Annotated in this window: 17 protein-coding genes and 2 pseudogenes; 9 read left to right on the top strand and 10 right to left on the bottom strand. The window is 56.5% G+C overall.

Annotated features, from left to right (window positions below):
- Window positions 1-171 precede the first annotated feature (171 nt).
- Genes A8950_RS17320 through A8950_RS17305 form a run of 4 tightly spaced genes read right to left on the bottom strand, consistent with a single transcriptional unit; the run spans window position 172 to window position 2,793 of the window.
- Window positions 172-837 carry a hypothetical protein gene (locus A8950_RS17320; RefSeq protein WP_133614949.1) on the bottom strand — a complete coding sequence of 222 codons (666 nt, stop codon included), beginning with the start codon at window positions 835-837 and terminating at the stop codon, window positions 172-174.
- Window positions 838-881: 44 nt separating this feature from the next.
- A complete protein-coding gene (locus A8950_RS17315; RefSeq protein ID WP_208109914.1) occupies window positions 882-1,394 on the bottom strand; it encodes a methyltransferase family protein in 513 nt (170 codons plus the stop codon).
- Window positions 1,384-1,626, bottom strand: coding sequence for a DUF2933 domain-containing protein (locus A8950_RS17310; protein ID WP_133614948.1), 243 nt, complete (start codon window positions 1,624-1,626; stop codon window positions 1,384-1,386). The genes A8950_RS17315 and A8950_RS17310 overlap by 11 nt, the downstream gene beginning before the upstream one ends.
- Window positions 1,627-1,662: 36 nt before the next feature.
- Window positions 1,663-2,793, bottom strand: coding sequence for a YVTN family beta-propeller repeat protein (locus A8950_RS17305; protein WP_133614947.1), 1,131 nt, complete (start codon window positions 2,791-2,793; stop codon window positions 1,663-1,665).
- 1,372 nt (window positions 2,794-4,165) lie between these two features.
- Here A8950_RS17305 and A8950_RS17300 point away from each other — a divergent pair.
- Window positions 4,166-5,332 (top strand): hypothetical protein, encoded by a 1,167-nt coding sequence (locus A8950_RS17300; protein WP_133614946.1) that lies wholly within the window; start codon window positions 4,166-4,168, stop codon window positions 5,330-5,332.
- Between the two features lie 392 nt (window positions 5,333-5,724).
- Here the strand turns inward: A8950_RS17300 and A8950_RS17295 are convergent, their stop codons facing one another.
- Window positions 5,725-6,033, bottom strand: coding sequence for a hypothetical protein (locus A8950_RS17295; protein ID WP_133614945.1), 309 nt, complete (start codon window positions 6,031-6,033; stop codon window positions 5,725-5,727).
- Between the two features lie 37 nt (window positions 6,034-6,070).
- Complete coding sequence (locus tag A8950_RS17290) at window positions 6,071-6,337, bottom strand: hypothetical protein (RefSeq protein ID WP_133614944.1); 267 nt, start codon at window positions 6,335-6,337, stop codon at window positions 6,071-6,073.
- A 338-nt stretch (window positions 6,338-6,675) separates the two neighbouring features.
- On the opposite strand from A8950_RS17290, the pseudogene A8950_RS17285 reads away from it, so the two are divergent.
- The 5 genes and pseudogenes from A8950_RS17285 to A8950_RS17260 all read left to right on the top strand — a co-directional run bounded on the left by A8950_RS17285 (window position 6,676) and on the right by A8950_RS17260 (window position 11,037).
- Window positions 6,676-7,154: pseudogene (locus tag A8950_RS17285) on the top strand (helix-turn-helix domain-containing protein).
- A 77-nt stretch (window positions 7,155-7,231) separates the two neighbouring features.
- The gene (locus A8950_RS17280; RefSeq protein ID WP_133614943.1) at window positions 7,232-7,555 is read left to right on the top strand and encodes a hypothetical protein; all 324 of its coding nucleotides are present in this window, start codon (window positions 7,232-7,234) and stop codon (window positions 7,553-7,555) included.
- Between the two features lie 12 nt (window positions 7,556-7,567).
- A pseudogene (locus A8950_RS17275) lies at window positions 7,568-7,918 on the top strand (endonuclease); the annotation flags it as partial.
- Between the two features lie 460 nt (window positions 7,919-8,378).
- Window positions 8,379-8,942 carry a hypothetical protein gene (locus A8950_RS17265; protein WP_133614941.1) on the top strand — a complete coding sequence of 188 codons (564 nt, stop codon included), beginning with the start codon at window positions 8,379-8,381 and terminating at the stop codon, window positions 8,940-8,942.
- Window positions 8,943-9,252: 310 nt separating this feature from the next.
- Window positions 9,253-11,037, top strand: coding sequence for a hypothetical protein (locus A8950_RS17260; RefSeq protein ID WP_133614940.1), 1,785 nt, complete (start codon window positions 9,253-9,255; stop codon window positions 11,035-11,037).
- A 628-nt stretch (window positions 11,038-11,665) separates the two neighbouring features.
- Here A8950_RS17260 and A8950_RS19915 read toward each other — a convergent pair.
- The gene (locus A8950_RS19915) at window positions 11,666-11,809 is read right to left on the bottom strand and encodes an integrase core domain-containing protein (protein ID WP_407644243.1); all 144 of its coding nucleotides are present in this window, start codon (window positions 11,807-11,809) and stop codon (window positions 11,666-11,668) included.
- Window positions 11,810-11,943: 134 nt separating this feature from the next.
- Between A8950_RS19915 and A8950_RS17250 the strand changes: the two genes are divergently transcribed.
- Entirely contained in the window at window positions 11,944-12,735 is a 792-nt protein-coding gene (locus A8950_RS17250; RefSeq protein ID WP_133614939.1) for a hypothetical protein, read from the top strand.
- 67 nt (window positions 12,736-12,802) lie between these two features.
- On the top strand, window positions 12,803-13,339 hold the full coding sequence (locus tag A8950_RS17245) for a hypothetical protein (RefSeq protein ID WP_133614938.1): 537 nt from the start codon (window positions 12,803-12,805) through the stop codon (window positions 13,337-13,339).
- A 146-nt stretch (window positions 13,340-13,485) separates the two neighbouring features.
- Here A8950_RS17245 and A8950_RS19910 read toward each other — a convergent pair whose 3' ends face one another.
- From A8950_RS19910 to A8950_RS20030, 3 genes are all read right to left on the bottom strand, one after another.
- Window positions 13,486-13,737 carry a hypothetical protein gene (locus A8950_RS19910; protein WP_243735688.1) on the bottom strand — a complete coding sequence of 84 codons (252 nt, stop codon included), beginning with the start codon at window positions 13,735-13,737 and terminating at the stop codon, window positions 13,486-13,488.
- Between the two features lie 66 nt (window positions 13,738-13,803).
- Window positions 13,804-14,208: an SAM-dependent methyltransferase gene (locus tag A8950_RS19905; protein WP_243735687.1), complete on the bottom strand. Its 405-nt coding sequence runs from the start codon at window positions 14,206-14,208 to the stop codon at window positions 13,804-13,806.
- A gap of 499 nt (window positions 14,209-14,707) precedes the next feature.
- Complete coding sequence (locus A8950_RS20030) at window positions 14,708-15,745, bottom strand: hypothetical protein (RefSeq protein ID WP_133614937.1); 1,038 nt, start codon at window positions 15,743-15,745, stop codon at window positions 14,708-14,710.
- 411 nt (window positions 15,746-16,156) lie between these two features.
- On the opposite strand from A8950_RS20030, the gene A8950_RS17230 reads away from it, so the two are divergent.
- On the top strand, window positions 16,157-17,761 hold the full coding sequence (locus tag A8950_RS17230; protein ID WP_133614936.1) for an ABC transporter substrate-binding protein: 1,605 nt from the start codon (window positions 16,157-16,159) through the stop codon (window positions 17,759-17,761).
- The last annotated feature ends 14 nt before the right edge of the window (window positions 17,762-17,775 follow it).

The raw sequence follows: 17,775 nt of genomic DNA, 5'->3' as shown, positions 1-17,775 counted from the left end.
CGTGATCACTGGAATGGGCGTGTGGTCGCTCTGTTGTCATTCTGCCTTGTCCTGCTCTGGCCGGTTGCGGCTCGGACTGGCGTACCAATCCAACGAAAGTTGGAAGCTGCTTTCGGCATCACCTACCTGCTCACGGTCGTCACGGCTACCGTGAGAAAACGTTCGATACCCTCACTCGATCTGGCGTACCAGACCGGGATAGCGGTTGAAGGCGAGCTTCTGGACCAAAGAGCCGTCCAGGGTCACAATCTCGGCAGTGATGCTGCCATCGGCAGCACCGGCTACCTCCCCCAGCTTCAGGCGCGGATTGCCGAGGCGGATCAGATCTTGCTCCAGCAAAGCGCGGACCTGAGCCTCGGTGATTTGCACTGGTGCACTGAGCGGAGTTCCGATGAGGTTGCCATGGTTTTCCATTGTGCCAAGCATACTCTTTGCTGCTTGACCAGTCGTCATCATACGCATCATCGGACACATCATCATGCCGTCCATCGTCGACATCTGTCCCATCATACTCGGGCCCATCATGCCGGAACCCATGCCACCGCCCGGCATCGACTGGTCAGGCATACCTCCCATCATGCCGGGCATTCCACCCTGACCCATCATCCGTTGCATCATCTGCATCATCTCCGGCGTCATCATGCCCATGCCGGGCATATTGCCTGGCATACCCGAAGGAGATGTGGCGCCCGCCGGTGGCGCGGTTGGACCGGGCTGCTGTTCCTCTGGATGGTGTGCATCGTGATCTTGCGTATCCGTTTGCGAAAGAGCAGTGCTTGTCGTGCCAATGAAGAGCAGCCCGCCAAACAGGATTGAGAGGGTCTTGTTGGACATCATGGATCTTACTCCTTGTCAGATTGAGAGATTAGGTGACTGCTTCGTCACGGTATTCTGCGTTTTGTGAGGCGACTCAAGCGTGGCAGGAAGAAGCCGATCAGGATGAGTGCAAAGCCGCCGTACTGAGGGTGGCGCAGATGTGCATATGGGCCTGTCGTCGCCAATCTTCCTTTGCGCTGCGCTTCATGCAGGATCCGCCATGCACTAGCGACAAGGATGAAGCCGCCACCGATGAGAACGAAGCTCAGCAAATGGAAGGGCGACCAATGAGGATCGGCAGACCAGCCGAAGACAGCGGGCCAGATATGACCTGCATCGTGTGACATGGGGTCCAGTGCGGGGAAGCGACTGCCGAGCCAACCGGCCAGCAAGTAGAGCGTCAGGGGAAAGCCGTACATTTCGGCAAAAAGCGCTACGACAAAGGCGGAAAAAGCACCCAGAGTCCTCCAGTCGCGCGCGGTTCTTGGCTTGAAGAAACTGAAGGCAAACAGGATGAAGAGGCCTGCATTGACGACCGCCAGCAGCCACAGCCCATATGCAGGGGCGTCACTGTTCATGGTGCCCTCCACCGTGTCCTCGATGCATGAAAAAATGCATACCGAGGCAGATCAGTAGCGGCAGGAAAAGAGGCAAAACGCCGAGAATATGGGCCTGGTGATCCAGCCAGAGAAGCACGCCCCCGATTGCGAGGAATAGGCAGAGCGCGAGCCCAGCTGGGGTCCGCAGGAATGTTCTCCGTACGCCCTCATCGCGTTTCGGGTCGGGCGAATTGTCGTGGTGATGTACCATGGCATCAATTTCCCTCGAGATTTTCTGGAGAAACAGCTACTGCTTCGGTGACCGATAGGTAATGCCGTTGGGCCCGCGCCCAACAGGGAAGGACGCGATCACATTTCCTGTCGCCACTTCGATGGCGGATACCGTTCCATCCATGATGTTAGTGACAAACGCCCAATCGCTGTCGTCGGCGACAACGACACCATGCGCGCCCATGCCTGTCCGGATTGTGTTGACGACCGTTCTGCTCGCCACATCGATCACCGACACTGTGTCGGCCGGCTCGTCGGCGCTGCCTTGGTTCGCAACGTAGACAGATCGTCCGTCGGGCGTTGCGTAAACCTGGATGGGGTTTCGACCAACCTCGATCGACCCGATCAGATTCCGCGTAGACGTGTCGACCACCGCCACCCTGTTTTCCTCTCGCAGGGAGACATAGACCCAGCTTCCGTCTGGCGTGAACCCCACCTGCACTGGCGTGTTTCCCACAGGGATCCGCGCAATTTCGGTGAGGCCCTTTGCATCGATCACGGATAGCGTACCGTCCTCGACATTTGCGACATAGATCTCGCGCCCGTCGGGACTCATTCGAATACCGTGTGGGTAGCGGCCGGTATCGATGTTGGCGATTAGAGCCTTGGTGGCTAGATCGATCACGCTGACGGAGTTGTCACCGGCGTTCGTAACAAAGGCGCGCGCGCCGCTCTGCTCGACGACGACATGGGCAGGATGTGTACCGACGGGAATTTTAGCGATCGGCTCGAGTCCGAGTGCTGTTGCATCGAAAACCAGCAGGAATCCTTTGGCCTCTGTTGCGCCGTGTCCCTCGTCAGTACCACCGTGCCCATGCCCATGCCCATCCGCAGCCGGTTCGCCAACGGCCAGAATTCGGCTGCCGTCGGCGGTAATCTGTACATTGTGCGGAGAAATAGGGACTGGGGTCGTTGTGACGCTACCAGTCGCGAGGTCGATGGCGCTGATCGAGTTGCCGTGTTCGTCCGCAGTATAGACAAACGTGCCTGCCTTCCAGTGCGTAATTTGCGTCTGCGCGACGGTAACGCCTGAAATCGTTAGGAAAGTTGCGGCAAGTACGGTCAGCCAAAATTGGCGCGATCGCTCGATCGGCAACCGAAGCGTCACCGCTTTGCTGCCCAAAGAATCTGATGGGATCTTCTTCATTGTGATAACCTTTGGCTGGGGCTAAATCGCGCTGTCGGAGGGCCGTCATCACGCCATTTGTCATTTGACGGGGTGATAGCAGCGTTGCGCTCGATTGCCCGTGTTCTCGTCCAGAGATGCTTGAGGGGGAGCGACACACTTGATGTCGCCGACAGAAGCTATCTTTGGAATGTGAGAAGATCTGGTTGTACCAAGTTGGCCAACGGATCCATCCCAAGGCACCGAAAACGGCGCTCGGGATCAGGCGTTCGCGGAGAGAATCGGTGGGCGGAACAGTGTTGTCGGCACACGACTGCGATGAAATGCATCAGGCAGGGCCGGGCGTAGCTCCGTGGTCAGCGGCGTCATCAAGACCATGGTCGTCAGCATCGGGACGCAGAAAGAACATCCACCAGCCGTGCTGCAAGTAGCGTCATGAGACCGGCCATCATGCTCGGAGTCGCATGGCTCGCTATCGGCGCCAGGATCGAGGGAATTGAAATTGACATCGTGCGAAAGAGACGCTGCAACAGCGGCGTGGGTCTCCACGGGAGCATGAATGAAGCTGGACGTCGACAGTACAAGCGCAAAAATCAGCACGAGGCAAAGCCACTGGCCCGAGGTCCGAACCTTCGAGGTCGTTAGGCGCTGGTATCCTATGTCCGCCTGCACTCGACGCCCTTTTCCCGCCGCTATTTGACTAGAGCAGGTTAATTTGTAGCAGGTTAAGCTGCCCACGCTTTGATATGGATCAAGGTGCTTAGCCTCCCAAGTTGATGGCAAACTATCAATATGCGTGTCCGGCGTCAGCAGCCATGAGACACATAGCAGGGCTTGAGGAACGGAGGGTTTTGGTCTCGTCGTAACGACGCAGGAGTGAAGATGAGACCAAAACCAAACGCCCCACACTGTCCGGGGAGGGGTGACCAGGGAAAGCGCAGCGCTCGGCTATAAGATGTGAGTTAATTTATTGATTTGTAATCGATAAGTCCACATTTGTGGCTTCCTCGATAATGCGCTGTATCGGCCAACTCCCTTTGGGGACGCCATTAAATCAATGGCTTACCTGGCTGGCCCATCGAAGTGCCCCAATCTTTCTCCCAAATAAGGCCCTGGCGCGACGGTGCCCAGCTTGGCAGCACAGCCGATGGGCTGAAATCGGCCCCCGGGCAATTACCTGGGTAACGCTTTTTTTCTTGAAACTGGCAGCATCCATTTTTCCCACCAACGCGAGCGGTCTCAGCACTACGACTATTGCGCTAGTCTGGGTCAGAGTCCAACCATCCACCTTACTTTTCGGTTCATCTATTTACACGCGCGAACAACATATTTACATTACCTTAGAGTTGTATCTTTCCTTATCTCAGATTTTTGATAGCAGGTGGAGGATCCGATGCCTTCTCTCCGAGCCATCCTCGTAGTCTCGATGCTCGCGGCCCCAGGTACAGCTTTCGCGGCCGGCAACTGCGATGCTTTGCTCCAGCATGGGCTCTACAACATATCGGTCAGTAAGTACTCTTATGACCGTACCGCATTCCTCTACGACAAGTATTGCCGCAAACAGTACGAGACATTTGACAGCAGCAAGAAGGGGCAGATTGACGTCGAAGTCTTCGGGTACGGCTCGGGTGACGGTTCAATGTCAGATGATCTCCGAAAAACCAAACTGGACGAGTGGTGTCAGACTAATCGGAGTTCGAGCAGTGATCAAACGGACCAGTACCAGGAAGTCCGTACTATAAACGATGCCGCCGTAAGGGCTTGGGAAACCTGCACTGCTAACAAGGAAGTGGATATCGACCCCATTCTGACCGATGGCAACCAAAGGCACGTACTGGTCAATCTGAAGTACACTGGCGCCGGCTCAGGAATCGCGTTCGGCGGCGTATCCCCGCACGGATACACGTGCGGCTATAGGGCCTTCCGAAGCAAAGACGAGATCATCGAAACGCAAACCGCGGAGGGCGGATTGCTGACCAATAGGGGGATCACTGTTGATTGTTGGCGTGATGAACCTGAAACTATCGAGCAGGACGGCCAATCGTTCCATCGATATAAGCCCGGGTCATTAGCAATCTACCTCGCAGGCAATAGCCTTCTAATCTCCTTTGTAGAGCAGATCGACCCATTGTTGCCTTCGATCCGCGAGTATTACGTGCCTCAGAATGCGGTCATGGCCTTCAATGCCGCAGCGTGTCCGAAGGGCTGGCAACCATTCGCAGAGGGCATAGGGCGAACCATTGTCGGTGTCGGAAGTGCTGGCAGCGGGCTACCCAATGTGTCTCTCCTGGCTCAAGGCGGCTCTCAGGTAGTGTCGCTAACAGCAAACAACCTCCCTCCGCACGCGCACGTCTTGCCGCTGACCAACACAGGCGAGGCATCTACTCGCACAGGGATTTCGGGCGGATTAATGAATAGCCGTGATCAAGCGGGCTTCTACTACGGCCGCGTGGTTGTATCTGACCACGGGAATGCAATTACATCGAACGCGTTCGGACCTGGTGCTCCGGTCGATGTGACAAATCCTTACGTCGGATTGCTCCTTTGCCAAAAACAGTAGTCCTGAGACTCTGACCACATTTGGGTCGATAATTGATTTAGGGATCATTTGCCATGAATCAGACTCGATATGCGGAACTTTCGTGTCGCTTTACGAGTGGTCCCGGATCCCGCGAGAGAAGGTTGGGGCATCGTGGCCGTTCGGTAACAAGCTGTGTTTCAGCACCGAACTGGGACCCCGGCCATTTTTCAACTATCCAAGCGACTCGATGACGCTTCAGGGCAGGTCACTGGCTCTGCCCGGCCTTGCTCCGGCGCGCCCCTGACAACCTGGACCCGCCGTGATATAGCCACCCGGCCTTGGTCCCTAGGGTGTAAGGGGTGCCGGCTCCAGCGGCCGCTACAGGGGTCGGTGAGCGTCGTTTCCTGGACGCTGCCAAGGCATCTCTAGGCCTATCGCCCCTTCGACGCTCGATAGTATGCCGCGCGCTCACCCTCATTGCGCCAAGGCATCACCGGCTTGTCCCATGGCCGCTTGCCAGGATAGGCAAGATGGAAGGTGATGCTGGCGTTTCGGTGCCGGCATTTCTGGCATCGGTAGCGGCCGATCAGGTAGCGCAAACTCAGGCCGCGTTCGATCCGGCGCGCCAGGCGTTCGGCATCCTCGGGGAATAACAGGCGCTCGCCGCCGCAGCCGGGCACCAGGCAGCAGATCTTGGCCCAAAGCTTCGGCGGGCCGTGCTTGTCCCAGGATTCCGGCATGGCGCGGTGGCATCCCTCCCATTCTCATTGGGGAACGCTAGGCCAGAACGGATAAGGAACACAATGCATCCCGAAAGTCGTAGCGCGACCATTTCCCTGCCGCCAGCAGTTGCAGGCGGTGCCGCCGGGGCATTCCCGGCATGAATGGGGAAACGCTATGAAGCATCGCAAAATCGCAGCCGCGCATGTCGAGGAAGTCCGGCAGGTAATCCGGGAACTGGTCCAGGAGATCACCCAGGACCTCGCCACCAGGAGCCGGAATCCGGGAGTGCTCTTGGATATGGCAGGCGACCTTGAGGCTCAAGCGAAGGCATTGCGCCAGGACTTCGCGCGTAGGGCGGGCAGGTAGCGGCCAGGGCGGCGGGTGGCTTCGCGGCTGCCCGCCGCCTCTGATTGCAGGCATCAGCCGTTGCGGCTAGTCTCCGGCCGGGTGCTGGTGATGGTCGGAAAGTCCGCTGCCGCCGGAGGTGTCCTAGGCGCCTCGCCGTATGAGGGAACAGTGGCCCCTCCACCGGCACTCAAGATGCCATCTCCGCCGCTGGCAACCAACCCAGCCGCCGGTCACTCCCCAAAGTGGTATTTTGCTTGCCACGTTTTGCCGTATTCTCTGCACGTGGGGCAGAAAATCACGGGGGCGCGACAATGGCAAAAAAGACTGCGACCAAGGCGAAGCCACGAAAGTCCAGCGGCCGGATGGCGAGCAAGGGATTCCCCAATCCGATCGATGTGCATGTGGGTCAGCGGATGCGCCAGCGCCGGGCATTGTTGGGCATGAGCCAAACCACTCTAGGCGATGCCATCGGCCTGACATTTCAGCAGGTACAGAAATACGAGCCGGTTCTAACCGGGTGTCCGGCAGCCGGTTATTCGATCTAAGCCGCGTGCTGGATGTGCCGGTGTCCTATTTCTTCGAGGATATGCCAGGGGACGTAGAGCGGAAGTCGCCGGCCAAGCTGCTGGGCGCCGCCACACCAGAGCCGGTCGAGTACGAGCCCGACCCGATGGCCAAGCGCGAAACGCTGGAATTGGTGCGCGCCTATTACAAGATCCCCTCGGCAGCGGCCCGGCGGCGGCTGGCGGAATTGGCGAAGGCGCTGGCGAAAGCGGGCGGCGAGGAATAGGCGCAAAACCATAACTTGACCCCAACTCAAGGCTGTTCTGGCATGTCGTCGCTCAACCGAGTGGGGCGAGGTGTGCCATGCTTATGCCCGTAGGCCTTGTCGTCGCTGTTCTGATCGCCTGGCCCGTCAACGCTTCTGCCGATCAGACGATAACTCCTGACTATGACACCGCGCGTCGCATTTTCTGGCGCGATGTTTATCCCGACAAACCGACCGGCCGCCCTCACTCGGATCTCTACTGCGGATTCGATTTCCGGACCCGCGATGACGTCGAGATGCAGGTCGAGCATGTGTATCCGGCCAACTGGTTCGGAACCCCGCTAGGCTGCGGAACGCGTACGCAATACCAACAGACCAGTGAGCGCTTCAACCTTATCGAAGCTGATCTGCACAATCTTTAGCCATCCGAGAAGAATGCCAATCAGCTCCGCTCCAATCACAGCTTCGCGGTCATATCCGGCGAGGATTGGGAGTTTGAGAACTGCGACATGGAAAAGGCGGAGTCGGCATTCGACGGAACGCCCACCAACTGGGTGATTGAGCCTCGAAACATCGCCCGAGGCAATATTGCGCGGTCCATTTTCTACATGGCGCACGAATACGATCTGCCGATAGAGGAAAGGTTAGTGCCGCTGCTAAAGGCATGGAATAAGGCAGACAGGGTCAGCGCCGATGAACGCAGGCGGAATGACCTGATTGAGGATCTGCAGGGCACACGCAACCCCTATATCGATAACCCGGCATTGGCGGATAGCGAGTGGTAGCCAGCGTCTGTTTCGGGCGCATTCATAGGAGCCTGCGGATTACACCGGCGATGGCCGCAGGCGTGACCGATCACGTATGGTTGCTGGAAGAAATCGCAGGGCTTGCGGGCAGGGTATGAGACCAAGGGGTGGGCACTCCGCCCGTACCAATCGATGATCGGATCGGCCTTGGCATCGCTTACTTTGATCCCCACCGGGCCCCCCACCCAAGGGTTGAGACTGCCAATGAAGTACAGCCCAGGGATATTGGGCATGTAAAGTGCCTATGGTCGTAGGTTGCCACTCTCATACAATTCTGGGTTGATTTGCCCGCTCGGGTGTGCTGCGATGACGGCGAGATAATGCAAGGGCAAGGCAAATGCGGTGGAAATCGCTATCCGCGGCACTACTGGCCTCGGGGAGCCTGCTGCTGGCTTCCTGCGTAGGCGGCGTTCACGCCAACGTGGAATCCTTCAGCACAATGGAAAACAGCTTCCGCGGTGAGACAATCGCAGTTGCGCCCTACGATGAGCAGCGGGGCAGCTTGGAGTTTGCCAGTCACGCCAAGAAGTTCGAAGCCAAACTCGCTGCTGCCGGAATGCGAGTTGTGCCATACGATCCAAAGGCGGCTCCACCGCGCTATGTGGCCTTCCTTGACTTCAGCATCGATGGCGGCCGCGAGGTGCCATACTCCTATAGCGTACCCACATGGGGTCCGACCGGCATAACGTCATCAACGACAACTGGGGTTATCTCACCCTACGGCACATATTCGGGCTCAACGACCTATCAGCAATCCTACGGGCTTACCGGGTATAACCAGGTTACCGGTACGGCGACACAATTCACGCGCTATCTTTACATCGACATAATGGAAGTTAACTCCAATGGCGACGTTGCTCAGGCTTACGAGGCTCGGCTTGTCAGTAGTGGAAGCTGCGGCCGACTCGCTGCGGTTATGGACAGTCTGCTCAGCGCTGCCTTTAAGAATTTTCCACAAGAAACGAGCTGCGAAGTTGTAGCCCGGGTGCCGGTCGCCTGCTGAAACCTCGCCGGTATCGAATTGCGGCAATAGCTCAAAGGCTAGCATACGACGTGCTAAATGCGATTAGTTGTCTGCCTGCTTACTGTTTTCGCGACTTTCGCCAGCGCCCAAAGTCTGGCCGTTCAAACGCGAATTCCGCACTTCGATTGAGCGCGGACAATCTTCTGGAGCGAGCTTTGTCTAGAGAAAGAGTCTGGGCGACCATACTCCGACCTTTGATGCAATCCAGATAGATTGTGACTGGTGGTACGCCAACACATAATCGCGCGATTGTAAGAGCTGCAGTAAGTCGATGAGCCAGGGGTGGAAGATGAAGACTCAAACGTTAGCATCACTGGTGTTTTTCCTTCTAGCAACACCAGCAGCGCTTTCTCAAGAGTTGACGCAAGCAGGCTCTCTAGTCGTCTTGACCAGCCAGGCCATTCAGCGCGGGGCAGGCTATGACACAGAGCTCCGTATCACACAGCCTAGTTGCGTTCAGGGAACCCTAGCTGAGCCAATCGGCACTACTTCAATGGCTGGGGTCATTCAAAGCCAGACCACAAGCGTCTATGCCGTGAGCACAAAGGTAGAAATGATCCGCAGAATGTCGGGTGGACACAGCGTTTCGTGGGGAGAGCTGCTCAAATTCACCAATTCCGATGTCAGCGAGTTCTCGATAAACGAGTACGATGCCAACGTTGTTATCGAAGTCAATATCACGATGGGGTCGCGATCAATCGAGGACGTGAATATAAAGCCGGCTTGGGAGAAACGCTTGAATCAGGGCCCGGAGGGTCAATCCGCATTTCGAAGGGCCTGCGGCAATCAGTTTGTCTGGACAGAATTCTACGAAGGCCGAGTTCTTGCGGTTCTATCGTTCTCTACACGGTCGAAGGACCACCGGACTAAAACTGAGAATGAGGTAATAGCTGGACTCAATAAACTCAACATTCACTTACCAAACGTTTCTACCGAAAGCTCTGACGATCTGAGAAAAATACTATCCACTTCGCAGATGCGCTACTTTGTCGTTGTGCAAGGTGGAACAAGACCGATTGTGCAGGTGAACAGTATTCAAGAAATGTTTAGTGCATTCCAAGAAGCCGTCGAAACGATGGTTAGCAGTCCTAGAATTGGAAGAGTAGAGCTGCGACCATATACGATAGCGCAAAATTACCCGGATACAAAAAATCCTGTCGCCTTATATGATACCCAGACCAAGAACAGAGATCGAGCGTCGCGGCGCTATCAGGAGATTGATCAAGCAATCGCGAGCATACTGTTTATCCTCTCTCACCCGAACCAATTTGCCGAGCACGACCGTATAGAGCTTACTGAGGCGCTGAAGGAGATGCAGGCGGTAGCAAATGCATACTACGACTACCTCGCCGGTGACACGAATTGTCTGCAGGATGTGCTCAAATGTGGCCCATTACCTGCAGACATTGCGGCGATTCCTGATCTACCGCAGCGCCTCGAAAGCAGCCTTGCCGGATGCGAAGTTCGTAGGTCAAATGCGTGTGGACCCGAGTTATATGTAGAGGCCGTAACTAACGCGTGCCCAATTGCGACATACATAACTCGTGCCGACCCGCAATGTGTTGGCCCAGATGGAAGCGACCCTCAGCCAATTTATCAATACGCAAGAGGGCCAGAGTGCGGCGTGGAACTTCACAAATCGGGTGAGTGCCTCATATTGAATCCAAACTATCGAAACACAAATCAGTACGGGGAACCGCTTCACAATGTCGCCTGCAAACCGGGGACGATCAATATTGTTCCGTACTCCAGAGATCCTAACGACTTTAATTCGATAAACACGTTTCTTGCTGAGTGCACCAGAATAGCCGATGGCGTTCACTTTAAACATCGTGCGCCTTTTGCCCAATACGAACAATCTGCGTGTCGGCACCCAGATTTCGGCGTTGAACTCTATACAAACTGTCGTAGTCCAATGCATCCGGTAGAATCATGGCCAGTTTGCTCCAAACCTGAGTGGGGAGGTGCAACATTCCAGTCTTGTCGAAGCGAGAAGCACGGAGTTGAGCTGTTCAAAGAGTGCAATGTACGAGTAGGGGCTAATGGGGCAGATACTGTCTGCGTGGCCGAATGAAAGGAACAGTCGCATGTCAAAACATTCTAAAGCAGTTCTGGCCCTTCTTTCTCTATACTTTTTCGACGCAACGAATTGCCTAGCTCAAGATGCGCCGCTGCCGGCAACCGATCGACAGATCTACGAGTGTTTACAGAAAGGCGAAGTAAATGGAATCGATTGCAGTAGCATCAACAAGAAGTCACCTAACGCATCGACGCTCGAACTAAATCTGCAATGCTATCGCGAGTGTGTCACGTTCTGCCAAGACGTGACTAACTCAATCCTTGATGAACAGGATTGCATTAGAGGCTCTTGCTTGGAGGGTGGGAGTTGGGGATGCGATCAGCGTTAGTTTTCTGGAAGAAACTTTTACAGTTTGACAGTGCTCTGCCCCCAAAAACGTGGATCGTTCTGAGATAGAATTTTCCGCTGCCGATTCCCAGGCTGGGAGGAGTGGAAAGCATGACAGCGACGAAGTCCAGCTAATCCCCAACTGCAGATGTTCTGCGCCCAGGCGGGCGAAGGTACGGCGACCGAGGAGGTGTGTCGTGACCTGAGCCCCTTGGCTCATCCATTGGGAAGTAGAATCCGTTCCACATTGAGCTTGCCCCCAACCTTGGACCACTTCGGCTGGTAAATTCCGGCTTCATCCGGGGCCTGGCTGGCCGGATTGGCCAGGCAACGGATGCAGCTCTTTCGGCACTTTCTGTCCGAGCGCGGAATGTGGCCGCAGCTCGTTATACTCTCTACGCCAAGCCTCGCATTTTCGGCGTGCTTCGTCGAGGCTGATGAACCAGTGAGCGCGCTGGTATCAGGCGTCAACACTAAGGTCTCAGCTGGAAGGCACCAATTCGTGCTATAACATTTAGCTGTTATGGCAGCCACGGTGCGAGCGCAAGCCCTAGTCTAACAATAAGGAATAACATGGTCGACTACCCGATCCCGGACAAACTTCACGCGAACCCAGCAATCCATTGCGCCGCCCTCGCCATAACGCGGAATGCCCTTGAAGACCGGAAGGCGGGCCTGCCGAGGTTTGCAGAGCCGGAAGCCTCTTTGCGAAACGGAACCCTGACCTTTGTAAGATCGAACGGTCGAACCTACGCCATCACCTGTCAGCATGTTGTTCAACACTACCGGGACATGTTGGAACAGTCCGGACAGGAGTTTAGTCATTCCATGCGGACGATGCTGAATGGCTTTCACATTGTGATGGACCGCTTCATCCAGCCGCATGCCAAGCCTGGCGATGAGCCGCCGGACATCGCCATAAGAGAGATCAACCCCAGCCATATTGCCCATATCGGCAAGCAGCCGCTTGATCTTGATACTCTCGGTGAGCCGCCCGAGAACATGCGCCACGCCTACGCTGTCGGCTTTCCTGAAACCCTGAAGTACAACAGGCACGACGCGGGGGATCCCTTCGGCTATCGGGTGTCGATACCCCAAGTCGAAATCCTTGCAGAGCTGTCGCGCCGCCCGGATCGGCGTTTCACCATGTTCTCAGAACTCGTGAAGCCCGCTGCGGATATCGAGTACTCCGGCATGAGCGGTGGGCCGATCTTCTGGTCGACGGAAGATGAATACGGAATCCTTGGAATTATCTATGAAGGCGGCCCCGGTCACGGCAACGGGTCGATTTACGTGTACGGCGAGATCGCCACCCCTGAAGTAGTCCGGGATTGGATCGCGCAATGCCCACCGCGCGACAGCTAGGTCGCCGGCGCTGCGGTTATTGATGCACAGGGAGCCATCCCTCTTGAACGATCGCGCAGACCCACCGATGAGCGCCGCTGAACTTCGGTTCTGCGATACGATCCGGGAGAAAGACCGGAGATTGCGACTGTTCCTGGCCAACAGCGACTTTCCCGCAAGCGACAACGCCCGCGACTGGCTGGCCTATCTCATTGGCATCAAATCCGCGCTCGGCAATATCAACAATGACCTAGGCTTCGTCGCGACGTTGCTGATAAAGCAATATCTGGAGCAGCGCTTTGGCATCGTGAATTTCGATGCAGCCGGCAAGGCGCAGGGCGCCTCCGGCGTTGACATTGAGGCAGTAAGCGCTGATGGCCTCAGCATTGTCGGCGAGCTGAAGACGACCAAGCCTTATCAGCCGGGCTTCGGCGCAGCGCAGCGCACGCAGATCATAAAGGACCTCACCCGCCTCGCGGCCTACAAGGCCGACTATCGCTTTATGTTTGTCGTGGATGAGGATGCCTTTGCAGCTCTCTGCAGGCCCTCCCTTTCAGGCCGCGCGCCCGGCGTTGAGGTAGTCGACCTGGTCACAGGCAAGAGCTTCGTTTGCCCGGGGACCTGATTACTACGAAAATTGTAAGCGATCGCAATGAGATAGTGGTGCCCGATTTTATCTCCCCGGCGCGCCATTTTCCACCTATCCGGAATAAAGCTGGGCTCCGGGTTCGCTATTGGCCCTTCGGGGTCGGGGAGGGGCTATGACCTGCATCATCGCGCCATGAGCGCGAACACGCCCCAGCCCAGGTATTCACGTGTGTACGCGGTGTAGCGCTTGGGTTCCGAGGTCAGTTTGGCTCGAACGTCATGTGCAAAATCGTCCTCGGGATTCATTTCGAGCCATCGGCGCATGGTGAGCCACTTGGCCGCCTCGTACCGGTCCCAGCTGTCCTGGTTTGCCAGTACCATTTCCACCACGTCGTAGTTCAGGTCGCCAAACGATGCGATAAGATCGGGAAGCATCAGAAAGTCGGAAATCGAACTGGCATTGCATCCTTTGGCAACCTCTTCTGTCGGCGGCAACCGCAGCTAGTACGGCTCCCCGATCAGGATTATCCCTCCGGTGCGAAGGTTTTTCGCCAGAAGCTCAATGGTACCGGCGACACCCCCACCGATCCACGTGGCACCTACGCAGGCTGCCACACCGACCTTTTCGTCGGCCACATAGCCGGTCGCATCGCCGTGGATGAACTCGACTTGATCAGCCCCCCCGAGTTCTTTGGCGCGCAGCTTCGCTTGTTCGCTGAACAACTGACTCTTGTCGATACCAGTGCCGACAATCCCGTAGTCGCGAGCCCAGGTGCACAGCATCTCGCCAGAACCGCTGCCGAGGTCCAGCACACGGATCTCAGGCTCCAGGCGCAACGCCTTGCCGAGAGTGGCGAGCTTCTCGGATGTAAACGGGTTATGGATGCGGTGGGTGTGTTTCAGCATCGAACTGGGACCCCTTCAATTTTTTTAACCATCCACATGATTTCTCTTGTAAATCTGGATTGGCTAGGAGTCCCGATCGGCGCCGATCGGGACCCCATATCGCGAATTGTTTTGCGCGCATAATCAATACGATAGGGATCCTTTGGGTGGGGGTCCCGGTTCGATGCTGAAACACACCCCTGCGTCAGAGGGGTCCCTTTTGGATGCCGATAACCCCTAAAACGGGGTCCTTATTGCATGCCGAAACACAAGTAAAGCAAAGTGATGAACTGACCTCCGCTGGGGCTTGTCAATTACATCCGTATCCGTGGGCTTGCCAGGCCGCGAGAAGTCGAGCGTCACGTCATTGGCGACAGCCACCAGGGCCGCCATGGCGCCTGTCATCGCAGCGGCATGGTGACGATACGGTGATTGCAAAACCCACCCGCGGTCTATCCGGTGGGTGGGTTTAGGCCGCGTCGATATACGTCGGTAGTAGGGCCGATTGCCGGGCCTCGCTTTAGGGTTGCAGTGTCGATGCGGCCTGGTGCTCAAGGCATTTTTCAAGATTGAGCGCCATCCGTTTGACATCTCCCATCTTGAAGTTGACCCGATCCCGTCCGATCAACAGCTTGACTTCAGCCGAGTTCAGAAACGCGTCGCGCAGCAGGTGCCGCTGATCCTCGATCTCGAAGGAGATCGCTCTCAGGCGCACGTCATGAACGGCATTGACCGCAATTCCCTTGCTCGCTTCCGTGCGGAAGGTCACGCCATCAATCTCGATAGTGGCCGGAACTACCTGCCCATCCGGCACCGACAGCGGCGCAAAATTGTACACCAGAATCTCATACTCGGTGCCGTGCCGGTAGTCCGTCAGATCATCGAACCAGATCTGCAGGTCCCATCTAATTTGATCATTCTTCTTGAAGGTCGCGCAGGCCTCCTCATAGATCTCCCAAGGCGTTTCTTGAAGCGCCCCCCAACCGACATTCCTCTCTATCGCCTCCTGCTCGGCGGCGGCCAGACGAACGGCATAGTCCTCAGGGGAATGCTGGTTGGATGACGCTGCAGAAGCGATCACTTTTTCCTCCGGCGAACATGCCGACAGGACCAGCGCCAAGGTGATGAAACCGATTCTGATCATTATCCATCCTTCGTCGATGAAGTGATGCCGCGTCAATACCCTGCAGAAGGATCGGGCGCTACAGATTCCTACCATTCTTCTTATCTGGAATATTGGAACAAAGGCGAGAGAAATACCCTCCCGGAGGAAGGGCGACTCTGAATCAGCGTGGGGTGTCGGCGCCGATCGACACGTTAATTCCTTGAATCGAGAGAAAATTGAGGGGTCATCTTTCGGCGCTGTTAGCATTTTTTGTGAATCCGGCAAGGCTCGGTCGAGAGATAAAGGCGCTTCCAACGCGGTTTTCTTTGGACCAGCACGAAAGCGGCCCCCCTTTTCTTGTGTGTTTCGGCATACCTCGCCGACCGCCGTACCTTCCTCCGCCTGTCGCAGAATGAACGCGATCTGCTGCTCGCTGAACTTCGACCTCTTCATGGAAAATCCACCAACCCGGCCAAGGGCGCTAAATTAGAATTTTCCAGCTCAAAGTGAGTTAAGAAACCGGGAGCAGGTCAAAAGTAAACGAGTCGGGCTGCGTTGAAGAATTTGGGAAGTACACGGCAGGTGAATGTCAATCAGCACGCAAACGGGATCGATGATCGGCGTGCACACTATTAAAATTCTTCATATTGGAATGAACCGTTCCGCCCTTCTCCGCACGCCTGTTTATCCCCAGGATGACGTCTGGCCATGGGAAGAAAACCGGCGTCTGCTTTTACGACGATAAAACAGATAGTTAGCGATGCGGCCCAGCCAGTGGCTTGGGCGAATACTAAGAGGCATGCCGGCTATCCGCCTTAGCCGTGCCGAGGTCAACATGAGCACTAATCAACAGGGGGGAAAGTCATGAAGTCGGAATTGACCACGGTACAGAACCAGCTTGCGGCATTAAAAAACACTTGGGGCTGCGACCGACGTACGTTCCTCAGTCGCGCGCTCGCGCTCGGATTCGGCGCCGCCGCCTTCACGTATTCGTCCATGGCCTTCGCCTCGCCGCGCAAGGGCGGTACGCTGCGCATCGCGACCACGGGCGGTGCCACCGTCGACAGCTTCGATCCGCATGTCTTTATCTACACGTATCACATCACCCTCGCCATGACTGGCATGTATGACCGACTGATCGACGTAGATCTTTCCGGCGCGCCAGCGCCGATGCTGGCGGAATCCTGGTCGACCTCGGAGGACGGCCTGGTGTGGCGCTTCAAACTGCGGAAGGGCGTTCTGTTCCAGAGTGGCCGCGCCCTCACCGCCGAGGACGTCGTCGCCTCCTACCGCTACGTAACCGCGGAAGAATCCAAATACTCTGAGCCACGCCAGATCCTCTCCAGCGTGAAAGACGTAAAGGCCGACGGCGACACCGTCGTGTTCGAACTCTCCTCCGCCGATTCCGACCTGCCGCTGAAACTCTCGCACCACGCCCTTATGGTGGCGCCCGCCGATATGGGCAAGGATGGCTGGGGCAAGCCCGGCAACGGCACCGGTCCCTATGTGCTGAATACCTTCGAGCCCGGCGTGAAGATCTCGCTCACCAAGAACCCGCATTACTACCGTGACGATGACGGTTTCTTCGACGCGGTCGAGATCATGAACGTGCCGGATACAGCGGCGCGCATCTCCGCGCTGCAGGCCGGAGATGTAGATTTCATTTCGAACGTCGAGCCGAAGCTCGCTGACCGCCTTAAGACCGCGCCCCGTGTCGAACTGATCGAGGCCAAGGGGCTGCAGCACTACACGATGCCAATGAACACGACCGTGGCGCCCTATGACAATGTCGATGTCCGCCTCGCAGTCAAATACGCGATCAAGCGCGAGGAGATGCTGCAGAAGATCCTCAACGGCTACGGCTATATTGGTAACGATCATCCGATCGGCAAGAATCAGCAATTCTTCAACACGGACTTGCCGCAGCGGGAATACGACCCAGAGAAAGCAAGATTTCATTTGAAGAAGGCCGGCCATGATCGTCTGCCGGTGGAATTGTTTACCGCGGACGCGGCCTTTACCGGCGCCATTGACTCCGCCATCCTCTTTGCAGAATCAGCGGCCTCTGCCGGGATCGATGTGAAGGTGACCCGCGTTCCCGACGACGGTTACTGGGCTGACACCTGGCGGCAGAAACCGTTCATCTTCGGCTACTGGTCGGGCCGCATGACGGCGGATTGGATGTTTAATACAGCCTTCGTCTCCACCTCGACCTGGAACGAGGCCTATTGGACCAAAGAGCGCTTCGACAATATCCTCGCCGAAGCGCGCGGCGAGCCCGATACCGACAAGCGCCGGGAGATGTACTGGGAGTTGCAGGAGATTACCCGCGATGACGGCGGAGTGCCGGTGCCGCTCTTCGCCAGCCATCTGCATGCCGCCAGCGACAAGCTCGGTCACAACGAATTCCGTGGTGCCTACGGGCTCGACAATATCAGCATGCTGCGCACGACCTGGTTCAAGGAATAGCCAATATCGAGCGG

The sequence above is a fragment of the Dongia mobilis genome, from assembly GCF_004363235.1.
Lineage (GTDB): Bacteria > Pseudomonadota > Alphaproteobacteria > Dongiales > Dongiaceae > Dongia > Dongia mobilis.
Note: the sequence above shows the minus strand (reverse complement) of the source record. Positions and strands in the feature narration are given on the sequence as shown.